Source organism: Anaeromyxobacter dehalogenans 2CP-C, assembly GCF_000013385.1.
GTDB lineage: Bacteria > Myxococcota > Myxococcia > Myxococcales > Anaeromyxobacteraceae > Anaeromyxobacter > Anaeromyxobacter dehalogenans_B.
Genome location: NC_007760.1, coordinates 1,649,533 through 1,661,105, shown reverse-complemented (window position 1 = coordinate 1,661,105; position 11,573 = coordinate 1,649,533). Strand labels below are relative to the sequence as shown.

Below are 11,573 nucleotides of genomic sequence, written 5' to 3'. Positions count from 1 at the left end.
CGCACCGGCCGCGGGGCCCCTCCGACGCCCGCCCGGCGGGCGAGCGGGCGTGCGCCGGGGCGGGGGGCCCCTGCCCGAGCCGCCGCCCGCTATCCCAGGGCCGCGTCGTCCGCGAGCACGAGCAGCGCGCCGTCGAGCGGGCGCACCCGCGCCGCGGGGATCGCAGGAGGCCCGGCGGCGAGGAGGCGCTCGAGCGCTGCGCGCTTGCCGGCGCCCGACACGAGGAACGCGATCGCGCGCGCCCGCTCCAGCACCGGCAGCGTGAGGGTGACGCGGTGGGCGCCCACGGCGGGCACGAACGGCGCCGCCACCCATCGCGCGCGCTCTCGCAGCGCCGGGCTGTCCGGGAACAGCGACGCGGTGTGGCCGTCGGCGCCGAGCCCGAGCAGCACCAGGTCGAGGCGCGGCGGCTCCCCGGCGGCCCCGGCGGCCTGCCGCAGCGCCGCCTCGTACCGCGCGGCCGCGTCGGCCGGCGGCCGCTCGCCCTCGATGCGGTGGACGGCGGCGGGAGCGACGCGGTCGAGCAGCGCCTCGCGCGCCATCCGGTAGTTCGAGTCCGGGTGGTCCGGCGGGACGCAGCGCTCGTCGCCGAACCACACCTCCGTGCGCGCCCACGGCACCCGCGCGCGCCAGGGCGCCGCCGGGTCCGCGAGGACGCCGTACAGCGCCCGCGGCGTGCTCCCGCCGGCGAGCGCGATCGCGAAGCGCCCGCGCGCCGCCACGGCCGCCTCGGCGCGCCGCGCCACCTCCTCGGCGGCCGCGCGCGCCAGCGCCGCCGGGTCGGCGACGCGCACCAGCGCGGGCCCGGACGGACGCGCCACCGCGCTCACTCCCGGTCCGCCCAGCGCCGCCCGTCGCGCGCGAGCAGCTCGGCCGCCGACGCCGGGCCCCAGCTCCCCGCGGCGTAGTTCGGGAAGTCGCGCGCCGGCAAGGTGGACCAGACGTCGAGCACCGGGGTGGCGATCCGCCAGCTCGCCTCCACCATGTCGGCGCGGTGGAACAGCGTCGCGTCGCCGATCATCGCGTCGTGGAGCAGCCGCTCGTACCCGGTGGCGGGCGGCAGGCCCCCGAAGTCGGCGTAGCTGAAGTCGAGCCGCACCGGCTGGAGCTGGATCGAGGGGCCGGGGCGCTTGGCCTTCATCGAGATGCAGATGGCCTCCTCCGGCTGGATGAGGATGTCGAGCCGGTTCGGCTCGATGCCCTCCACCCCGGCCTCCTGGAACAGGAGCAGCGGCGGCCGGCGGAACTGGATCGAGATCTGCGTGTCGCGCCGCGCGAGCCGCTTGCCGGCGCGCACGTAGAACGGCACCCCGGCCCAGCGCCAGTTCTCCACCTGGAGCTTCAGCGCGGCGTAGGTCTCGGTCTGCGAGGCCGGCGACACGCTCGGCTCCGCCCGGTACCCGGGCACCTTCTGGCCGCCCAGGTAGCCCTCGCCGTACTGGCCGCGCACCGTGTTCCGCAGCACGTCCTCCGGCGACATGGGCCGGATCGACTCCAGCACCTTGGTCTTCTCGTTGCGGACCGCCTCGGCGGCGAGCGTCGAGGGCGGCTCCATGGCCACCAGCGTGAGGAGCTGCAGGATGTGGTTCTGGACGATGTCGCGGAGCGCGCCGGCCTGCTCGTAGTAGTCGCCTCGGCCCTCCACCCCCAGCTCCTCGGCCACCGTGACCTGCACGTGGTCCACGTAGCGGCGGTTCCAGATCGGCTCGAAGATCCCGTTCGCGAACCGGAACACCATCAGGTTCTGGACGGTCTCCTTCCCGAGGTAGTGGTCGATCCGGTAGATCTGCTCCTCGCGCACCACCGAGGCGAGCTCGCGGTTCAGCGCCACCGCCGAGTCCAGGTCGCGGCCGAACGGCTTCTCGATCACCACCCGCCGCCAGCCCGCGCTCTCGCCGAGCAGCCCCGCCGCGCCCAGCCCGCGCACGATGTGGCAGAACTCGCCGGGCGGCGTGGCCAGGTAGAACAGCGCGTTGCCCGAGGTCCCGTGCTTCTGCGCGGCGTGCGCGAGCGCGCCGGCGATCCGCTCGTACGTGCCCGGGTCCTCGAAGTCCCCCTGCACGTGGTGGACGCGCTGCGCGTACTCCGACCAGATCGCGTCGTCCACCGGGCGCGTCGCGAAGGTGCGGAGCGCGCCGGTGACGGCGTCGCGGTAGGCCGCGTCGTCGAGCGCCCGGCGCGACACGCCCACGATGGCGAACTCGCGCGGCAGCAGGCCGTTCAGGCGCAGGTTGTACAGCGACGGCAAGAGCTTGCGGCGGGCGAGGTCTCCCATCGCGCCGAAGATCACGAACGCGCAGGGGTCGCCGGGGCGGTCGCTGGCGGGGGGCGCGGTCACCGCGAGCCTCCCTTCACCGCCTCGTGGTGCCCGCCGAACCCGCGGCGCATCGCGCTCAGCAGCTTCTCGCCGAACGTGTGCGCCCGGCGCGAGCGGAACCGCGCGAACAGCGCCGCGGAGAGCGCCGGGGCCGCCACGCCCTCCTCCACCGCCGCCTGGATCGTCCAGCGCCCCTCGCCCGAGTCGGCCACCGCGCCCTCGAACGCGTCCAGCCCGGGGTCGCGCGCCAGGGCCGCGGCGGAGAGGTCCAGCAGCCAAGACGTCACCACGCTCCCGCGCCGCCACAGCTCGGCCACCTCGGCGAGGTCGAGCCGGTAGCGGATCGCCTCGGGCATCCCCTCCCCGGCGGCGCCGCGCAGCAGGTCGAAGCCCTCCGCGTACGCCTGCATGAGCCCGTACTCCACGCCGTTGTGGATCATCTTCACGAAGTGGCCGGCGCCGGCCGGGCCGCAGTACAGGTAGCCCTCCTCGGCGGTCCCGCCGGCGGTGCGTCCGGGCGTGGGCGGCGCCGAGGCGCGGCCGGGCGCGAGCGTCCGGAGCACCGGCTCGAGCCGGTCGAACGCCTCGCGATCCCCGCCGACCATCAGGCAGTAGCCGCGCTCCAGCCCGGCCACCCCGCCGCTCGTCCCGGCGTCGAGGAACCGCACGCCCCGCGCCCGCAGCAGCTCGGCCCGCCGCACGTCGTCCTTGAACCAGGAGTTCCCCCCGTCCACCACGACGTCCCCGGACCCGAGCCGCTCCGCCAGCGACGCGATCGCCTGCTCGGTGGGCGCGCCCGCCGGCACCATCAGCCAGACCGCGCGCGGCGGGGCCAGCGCCGCCACCAGCGCGTCCAGCGACGCGGCCCCCGCCCCTCCGTCGGCCGCCAGCTCCGCCACCGCGTGCGCATCCGGGTCGAACCCGACCACCCGGTGACCTCCGCGGAGCAGCCTGCGCGCCATCCGGCCGCCCATCCGCCCCAGGCCCACCATCCCGATGTCCATGCCGCCTCCCGTCGTCGCGACGTGGGGCAAAGCGTAAGCGGACGGAACGCCGCCCGCCCGGACGGATTCCGGCACCCGTGGGGTCGCGCCGAGGGGCGCGACGCGGGTGCGCGGCGCGGCGCGCATCACCCAGGGTGCGGCCTCCGGCGCGCGTCGACATGGCCGCACATCCGTGGTTTGTTGGGAGGGCATGTTCCAGGTCAAGCAGGAGTCCCCGTTCCCAGGGCTGGCCGACCGCTGGGCGGCCGCGGACGGCCCCGACGCCGAGACGCTGGAGCTGACGCGCGAGGCGCTCGCCGCCGTCCGGCCCGGCGACCGGGCGGAGGTCGCGCCGCTCGTCGAGATCCTCCTGGGCCGGCTCGACGGCCCCCGCCGCGCCCAGGCGCGCCGCGCGCTCCTCGCGCTCCTCGACGGCGCCCGCCGCCGCCTGTTCACCAGCCAGCTCCGGCCCGACGACGTGGACCCGTGGCTGGAGCTGCTGTTCCCGGTCATCGCGCGGGCCGACTGCACGCTCGGCGAGGTGCTCCGCTCGCGCGAGGAGACCGACCCGAAGACGGTGGCGATCCGGGTCCTCGGGCAGGACGCCTGCGAGCTGACCGTCGCCGACGTGGCCCGGCGGACGCGGGCCATCGCGCGCGGCATCCTGGCGCTGGTGGACGACCACCCGGACGCGCGGGTGGCGATCCTCTCCGAGAACTGCCTCGAGGCGGCCCTGTCCGACCTCGCCTGCCTCACCAACGGCATCGTGGACTACCCGCTCCCCGCGAACGCGGTGGCCGAGCAGGTGGTGTTCATGCTGAAGCACTCCGGGGCGCGGGTGCTGCTCGCCTCCGACGAGGAGCAGGTCGCGAAGGTGCTCCCCTCGCTGCCCGCCCTCCCCGAGCTGCGCGAGATCGTGGTGTTCTCCCGCGCGGCGGCGGAGCGCAACGGCCTGCTCTCGCTCGAGCAGATGATCGGCCAGGGGGCGGACTTCGACGACGACGCGCGGGCGGCGCGCGCCGGCCGCGTCCGGTCCGGCGACGTCGCCACGGTGATGTACACCTCGGGCACCACCGGGAAGCCCAAGGGCATCGTCTTCACGCACCAGAACCTGGTGACCAAGCGGCTCGCGCGCGGGTACGCGCTGCGCGAGGTGGGCGAGGGCGACGTCTTCCTCTGCTACCTGCCGCTCTACCACACGTTCGGCCGCTGGCTCGAGCTCACCGGGACGCTGTGGTGGGGCGCGACCTACGTGTTCGCCCGCTCCACCGCGCAGGGGCCGCTGCTCGAGGACTTCAAGCGGGTGAAGCCCACCGTCTTCATCTCGGTCCCGAAGAAGTGGATGGAGCTGCACGACGCGGCGGTCTGGGAGGCCGCCTCCGACGACCCCGACGACGTGGCCGCGCACCTGCGCGTCATCACCGGCGGCCGCCTCCGCACCGGCCTCTCGGCGGCCGGCTACCTCGACCCGGTGGTGTTCCGCGCCTTCCACCGCGCGGGCACCGAGCTCTGCTCCGGCTACGGCATGACCGAGGCCACCGGCGGCGTGACCATGACGCCGGTGGGCGAGTACGTGGACGGCTCGATCGGCAAGCCGCTCCCCGGCATCGAGTGCCGCCGCGCCGACGACGGCGAGCTGCTCATCCGCGGCCCGTACGTCTCGCCCGGCTACTACCACCCCGGCCCGAACGACCACGGGGCGGACGCCGACGGCTGGTTCGGCACCGGCGACCTGGTCTCCGTCGATCCCGCCGGCCACTTCCACATCACCGGCCGCAAGAAGGAGATCTACAAGAACCGCCAGGGCCAGACAATCGCGCCGCAGCGCGTGGAGAACCTGTTCCGCGACTTCGAGGCCATCTCGCAGGCGTTCCTGGTCGGCGATCACCGCGAGTACAACACGCTGCTGGTCTGGCCGAACCAGCAGTCGGCCGCGGTCCAGGGCCGCTCGCCCGACGAGCAGCGCGAGCTGCTCGGGTCGCTGGTCGCGAGCGCGAACCGGTTCCTGGCGCCGTTCGAGCGCGTGGTGGCGTTTCAGGTGCTGCCGCGCGCCCTCGACGACGCGCACGGCGAGCTGACCCACAAGCTCACGTTCAAGCGCGAGGCGGTGGAGAAGAACTGGAAGGACCTCATCGAGCGGATGTACGAGCAGAAGCACCTCGCGCTCGCGCTCGACGGCTTCTTCCTGCGCATCCCGAACTGGGTCCTGCGCGAGATGGGCGTGCTCCAGCACGAGGTCGCGCTCGACGGCGGCCAGCTCCGCGCCGGCGAGCGCAGCCTGCGCATCGGCCCGGATCCGGCCGCCCCCGGCGCGCTCCGCATCGGCGACCTCGCCTACGCGGCCGAGGGGACCGTCATCGACCTGGGCGCGCTGCTCGCCCGCCCCTCGCTGTGGCTCGGGAACCAGGGGCTGCGCGCGTTCCTGGGCGAGGAGGCGTTCCTCTCGCTCGTGTCCCGCCGCCGCAAGGGCAGCGTGGATCTCCGCCTGGACGCGCGCCTCTGGCCGGCGCCGCCGGCGGAGCGGCTGCGCGACATGCTCGACGTGGTGGACGCCGGCGAGGTGACGTTCCACTCCATCCACGTGGCCGGCGAGCTGCTGCGCGCCGAGCGCCCCGAGGCGCGCCGCGCCATCAGCCACCTCCACATCGGCCTCGCCGCCGCGCAGAGCGAGCACGCCTCGCTGTGCCGCGCGCTGCTGCGCCGGGCCGCCGACGCGCCCGACGAGGACGTGCGGCGCCGCGCGTTCCGGGTGCTCCTGCCCAACGAGGACGCGGCCGAGACGCTCTCGACGGTGCGCCTGTTCCTCGACCGGATGGGCGCGATGGCCCTGCGGGACGAGGACCTGGCCGACCTGGGCGAGCGCGGCCTCTCCGACGCGCAGGTCCAGGTGCTGCTCGCCCACCTCGCCTCCGACCGCGCCAACGCCGCGCCGGCGGATCCCTCCGACCGGCGGCTGCTGGTGGGCGCGATGCGCCTGCTCACCGCCTGCGCCATCGCGCACCCGGTCTACTTCGGCCGCGTGCGCGTGCCGCTCGCCCGGCTCACGCTGCACGAGGATCCCGAGGTGGCGGCCCGCGCCGGCGAGGAGCTGGACCGCCTGCGGCGCGGGTTCTCCAACTTCGTCGGCCCCAACCTGCGGCTGGCGATCGACCCGCAGACCGGCGTCGAGTACGGCTGGCACCACGTGCTGGTGTTCGACGACAGCGTGCCGGCGCAGGTGCGCCCGTCGCTGCTCTCGGCCTTCGAGGACGCCACCATCGTGCGCGCCTCGGTGTTCGAGCTGGGGCGCGGGGTGCTGCTCTCGCTCGCCGACATCCCGCCGGGCGGCCTGGCGGTCTCGCTGCTGGGGCGGCAGCACGGCAAGAGCGTCTACCGCGTCTCCATCCACACCCGCGCGCGCGAGGTCTTCGACTTCGCCATGAACGTGGCGGAGGACATGACCTTCGCCGAGCTGCGCCAGGAGGTGAACTGGCTGCTCGCCGCCGGCGCGCCGCCGCCGCTGGTGGAGAAGTTCGGCGGCTACTTCGCCGAGTGGGGCATCTTCACCGAGGAGTTCATCCCCGGCTCCGACGTGGAGCGGCAGGTGGCGCGGCTGGTGCGCCAGGGCGAGACGCGGCGCCTCCAGCTCCTCTGGCCGTTCCTGGTGTGGACCGCGGTGGAGGGGCACGTCCGGTTCTGGGACCGCACCGGCCGGCGGCTCGCGCTGCGCGAGCCCTCGCCGGCCGCGTTCATCGTGCCCTCGCACGACTACCACTCCGGCGCGCGCCTGGTGTCGATCTCCGACCGCTCCCCCTGCGCCGGCTTCGACGAGCTGCTCGACCGCTTCGAGGACGCGTTCATCGAGCGCATCGAGCGGTCGCGGCCCGAGCTGAGGGGCGGCGCCGACGAGGCCATCGTCCTGTCCGCGGTGGTGGAGGCGCTCGGGCTGGAGCGGGGCGTCGCGCTGCTCGAGGAGGTGTCGCAGACCTCGCGGCGCGCGGTCGCCATCGAGACGTTCCTGGAGCGGCTGCGCGAGGGCGGCTTCACCCCGCAGCGCGTCCACTTCGCGGCCCGGCGCTACCGGCGCTGGCTGGACGTGAACCCGCAGGCGACGTTCGAGGCCCAGGGGAAGATGCTCGGCGAGCTGTGGGGCACCTACCGGCTGTCCGAGGTCGAGACCGCCTGGCCGGACACCCGGGTGCGCTTCTTCCGCCAGACCGTGTTCGCGGGCGTGCGCCCGGAGCTGGGCGCCGCGCTCGACCGCATCATGAACCGGGCCCGCGTGCTCCCCGCCGGCGGCCTGGACCTGGAGGAGCAGGTGGCCGCGGTGCGCAGCGCCGCGCGGCCGACCTCCGAGGAGGACTACTTCCTCGCCCGCATGACGTACCGGTACCTGGCGCCCACCGACGAGGTGGCGCTCATCTCCATGCCGTCGGGCGGCCACTACGTCACCGAGGTGGTGGTGGCGCTCACCGACGAGGCGGGTGAGCGCTTCACCGTGCGCGGCCCGGTGTCGCCGCGCGAGGTGGCCCGCCTGCTCCACATGTTCCACGAGTCGAACCTGCAGGTGACCTTCACCACCGAGCACGAGTTCCTGCTCTGCCTCGACCCGAAGGACACCGTCATCGGAGGGCTCTTCTACCGGCAGGTGGCGCCGGACCGCGTGCACATGGAGAAGCTGGTGGTGGGGCGGCGCCTCCGCGGGCGCGGCGTGGCCGACGGCCTGATGCGCGAGTTCGCGCGGCGGCTCAAGGCGCGCGGCGTGCGCCGGATGGAGACCGGCTACTTCCAGCCGGAGTACCTGCGCCGCTTCGGCTTCCGCACCGACCCCACCTCGGGCGGCCTGGTCCGCGAGATCGAGCCCGACGACTTCCCGCTCTAGCGCCATGACCAAGTCCACCTGGAAGCTCATCGACTCGACGCTCCGTGAGGGCGAGCAGTTCGCCCACGGGACGTTCCGCACCGAGGACAAGCTCGAGATCGCGCGCGCGCTCGACACGTTCGGGGTCGAGTACGTCGAGGTGACCAGCCCGGCCGCGTCGCCGCAGTCGCAGCGCGACGCCGTGCAGATCGTGAAGCTGGGGCTGGGCGCGCGGGTCATCACCCACTCGCGCTGCGTCCTCGACGACGTGCGCGCCGCCATCGACACCGGGGTCCGCGGCATCGGCCTGCTGTTCGCGACCAGCCGCATCCTGCGCGAGTCCTCCCACGGCAAGTCGATCCAGCAGATCATCGACGCCATGGGGCCGCCCATCGAGCTGGCGCTGAAGGCCGGGCTCGAGACGCGCTTCTCCGCCGAGGACGCGTTCCGGAGCGAGGTGACGGACCTGGTGGCGGTCTACCAGGCCGCCGAGCGGCTCGGCGTCCACCGCGTCGGCATCGCCGACACGGTGGGCATCGCCACCCCGCGCCAGGTCTTCGCGCTGGTGCGCGAGATCCGGCGCGCGGTCCGCTGCGACATCGGCTTCCACGGCCACAACGACACCGGGTGCGCGATCGCCAACGCCTACGAGGCGCTGGCCGCCGGCGCCACCCACGTGGACGTGGCGGTGCTGGGGATCGGCGAGCGCGTCGGCATCACCCCGCTCGGCGGGATCATCGCGCGCATGTTCTCGATCGAGCCGCAGTCGGTGGCGGAGCGCTACCGGCTGGGCCAGCTCCGCGAGCTGGAGCGGCTGGTGGCGCGGGTGACCGGCATCGAGGTCCCGTTCAACAACTACGTGACCGGCGAGACCGCCTACTCGCACAAGGCCGGGATGCACCTGAAGGCCATGATGGCGAACCCGGGCTCCTACGAGATCATCCCGCCGGAGGCGTTCGGCCTCACCCGGCGGCTGATCCTGGGCAGCCGCCTCACCGGCCGGCACGCCATCGCCTACCGGGCGCGCGAGATGGGGATCACGTTCGGCGAGAGCGAGCTGAAGGCGCTCACCAAGCGCATCAAGGAGCTGGCGGACGCCGGCGAGCTGTCGGAAGAGCAGATCGATCGCGTCCTCCGGGACTGGGTGACTGCTTGACGGGGCTGCGCCCCGCCCCACGGAGCGGAGCTCCGCGGGGCCCCACCCTGCTGCGCGGGTCCCGTGACCTCGCGCGCCCGCTTCCGCGGGCTCGCGCGAGGTCCCCGCGGGCGCGGCGTTGCCGCGCGCGGGGCTGCGACCGGATCGGCTCGGCGACCGTTCACGAATCCTGCGCGGTCGTCTAGACTGCGCCGCCCCATGCTGCGCAGCCGCCTCCTGCTCCTCGCCGCCGCCGGGCTCTGGTCCACGGCCGGCGCCGCCATGAAGCTGTGCGACCTGTCCGGCTGGCAGATCGCCGGCGGCCGCTCGCTGGTGGCGGGCGTGTTCCTCCTGGTCGCCGTCCCCCAGGCGCGCCGCCGCCCCTCGCGCGGCGTGCTGCTCGTCTCGGTGGCCTACGCGGCGACCGTCGTCCTGTTCGCGCTCGCGAACAAGCTCACCACCTCCGCGAACGCGATCTTCATCCAGGACACCGCGCCGCTGTGGGTGCTGCTGCTCTCGCCCGCGCTGCTCGGCGAGCGGCCCGCCCGCAGCGAGCTGCTCGCGGTGCCGGTCTTCGGCGCCGGCCTGGCGCTGTTCTTCCTCGACGAGCTGACGCCGGGCCAGCTGACCGGGAACGTGGTGGCGCTCGGGTCGGGCGTGGCGTTCGCGCTCTGCATCCTCGGCCTGCGCCGGCTGAACGCGGCCGGCGCGCCCGCGCTGGTGTGGGGCAACCTGCTCGCGGCCGCGGTGGCGCTGCCGCTCTGGCCCACCGGCCCGGCGCCGCGCCCGCTCGACCTGGCGCTGGTCGCGTACCTGGGCGTCTTCCAGCTCGGGCTCGCCTACCTGTGCTTCGCGCGCGGGCTGGAGAAGGTCCCGGCGCTGGAGGCGTCGCTGCTGGTGCTGCTCGAGCCGGTGCTCAACCCGATCTGGACGTTCCTGCTCGCCGGCGAGCGGCCCGGCCCGTGGGCGCTGGCGGGCGGCGCGGTGGTGCTGGCCGCGACCGCCTGGCGCACGCTGGCCCCGGCGCTGCTCGCGCCCAGGCTGCGGGCCGGCTCACCGCGCGCGTAGCCCGCCCGCGGCGCGGCCGCTCCGCTCTCGCCGATCGCCGCGCTCGCCGGGCGACAGGAACGCCTCCACCTCGGCGCGGCGCGCCATGGTGTCCGCGTAGCCGAGGTCCATCACCCGGTGCACGTACACCGGCTCGAACGCCAGGTAGCTGAGCAGGTCCTCGCCGGCGTGGCCGGTGGCGCCGATGCCCTTCAGCAGGTACCGGAGCATGCGCGGGAAGCGGCCGTACTCGTCGGCGGCGAGCTTCCCGAGGTCGAGCGACGGACGGAGCACGAGCACCGGCACCTCGCGCAGCTCCAGCTCGCCGCGGCCGAGCCGCTCCCGGGGGATGAGCGCCAGCGTCCGGTTGATGCGCTCGAGCCGCTCCACGTCCGAGTCGAGCGAGTCGAGGAAGACCGCGTTCAGCAGCACGCCCGCGATCTCCGAGACCGGCAGCGCGTCGTCCGTGGCGCGCACCTCGTCCCGCGCGGTCTCCGCCGCGCTGCGCAGGTGGCGCACGCTGATGGCCACGATCCGCTCCGCCCCGAGGTGGATGGCCGGGCTGAGCGGGCAGATCATGCGGACGCAGCCGTCCCCGTAGAACGTCCGCTCGATCCGCACCGGCGGGAAGAAGACCGGGATGGCGGCCGAGGCCATCACGTGGTCGAGCGTGAGCCGCGCCCGCACGCCGACGCGCGTCGAGCGGATCCACGGCTCGATGTCCGGCGCGCCCTCGAAGAACGTCACGCCCGCGCCGGTGTGGTAGTTCGTGGCCGAGAGCGCCACCGCGCGCAGCCGGCCGGTGCGCAGGTGGCGCCGCAGCCGGCCCATCGGCAGCGCGCCGGCGAGCAGCGCGCGCAGCGGCGAGGGGTCGAGCAGGTAGTTGATGCCGGTCTTGCCGACGAGCCCGCCCGCGGAGAGATCGCGGATCCACCGGCCGCCCACCCCGGCCAGCGCCAGCGCGCCGGTGCGGAACACGCGATCCGGCGTGAGCGAGGCCCAGGTGGCCTGGAGCCGCTCGGCCGCCGCCGCGAAGTCGGCCGCGCCGCAACCCAGCACCGCGCCGTTGATGGCGCCGGCGCTGATCCCGGCCAGCACACCGAAGGGGATCGGCCCCGGCCCGGCGATGTCCGCGAGCGCGCGGAGGGCGCCGACCTGGTACGCCGCCCGGGCGCCGCCGCCCGTCAGGACGAGACCGGTGTGACCCACGATCGAAACCTAGCGCCGATGCCGCGACGCGGCACCGGCCGC

At 74.9% G+C, this 11,573-nt stretch carries 7 protein-coding genes; 3 read left to right on the top strand and 4 right to left on the bottom strand.

Annotated elements, in window-relative coordinates; all coding sequences use genetic code 11:
- Nucleotides 1-89: 89 nt before the first annotated feature.
- From pgl to gnd, 3 genes are read right to left on the bottom strand one after another with little or no spacing between them, the layout of a single operon-like run.
- Nucleotides 90-821, bottom strand: coding sequence for a 6-phosphogluconolactonase (gene pgl, locus ADEH_RS07435; protein WP_011420496.1), 732 nt, complete (start codon nt 819-821; stop codon nt 90-92).
- 5 nt (nt 822-826) lie between these two features.
- Nucleotides 827-2,338, bottom strand: a complete 1,512-nt coding sequence (gene zwf, locus ADEH_RS07430; RefSeq protein ID WP_011420495.1) for a glucose-6-phosphate dehydrogenase — start codon at nt 2,336-2,338, stop codon at nt 827-829.
- Nucleotides 2,335-3,321, bottom strand: a complete 987-nt coding sequence (gnd, locus tag ADEH_RS07425; protein WP_011420494.1) for a phosphogluconate dehydrogenase (NAD(+)-dependent, decarboxylating) — start codon at nt 3,319-3,321, stop codon at nt 2,335-2,337. The genes zwf and gnd overlap by 4 nt, the downstream gene beginning before the upstream one ends.
- A 190-nt stretch (nt 3,322-3,511) precedes the next feature.
- Here gnd and ADEH_RS07420 point away from each other — a divergent pair, with 190 nt between their 5' ends.
- From ADEH_RS07420 to ADEH_RS07410, 3 genes are all read left to right on the top strand, one after another.
- Nucleotides 3,512-8,161 (top strand): GNAT family N-acetyltransferase, encoded by a 4,650-nt coding sequence (locus ADEH_RS07420; protein WP_041453395.1) that lies wholly within the window; start codon nt 3,512-3,514, stop codon nt 8,159-8,161.
- 4 nt (nt 8,162-8,165) lie between these two features.
- On the top strand, nt 8,166-9,296 hold the full coding sequence (gene lysS / locus ADEH_RS07415; protein ID WP_011420492.1) for a homocitrate synthase: 1,131 nt from the start codon (nt 8,166-8,168) through the stop codon (nt 9,294-9,296).
- 198 nt (nt 9,297-9,494) lie between these two features.
- A complete protein-coding gene (locus ADEH_RS07410) occupies nt 9,495-10,343 on the top strand; it encodes a DMT family transporter (protein ID WP_041453394.1) in 849 nt (282 codons plus the stop codon).
- On the opposite strand, the gene ADEH_RS07405 is transcribed toward ADEH_RS07410, so the two are convergent.
- Complete coding sequence (locus ADEH_RS07405) at nt 10,329-11,531, bottom strand: patatin-like phospholipase family protein (protein ID WP_011420490.1); 1,203 nt, start codon at nt 11,529-11,531, stop codon at nt 10,329-10,331. The genes ADEH_RS07410 and ADEH_RS07405 overlap by 15 nt on opposite strands.
- Nucleotides 11,532-11,573 lie beyond the last annotated feature (42 nt).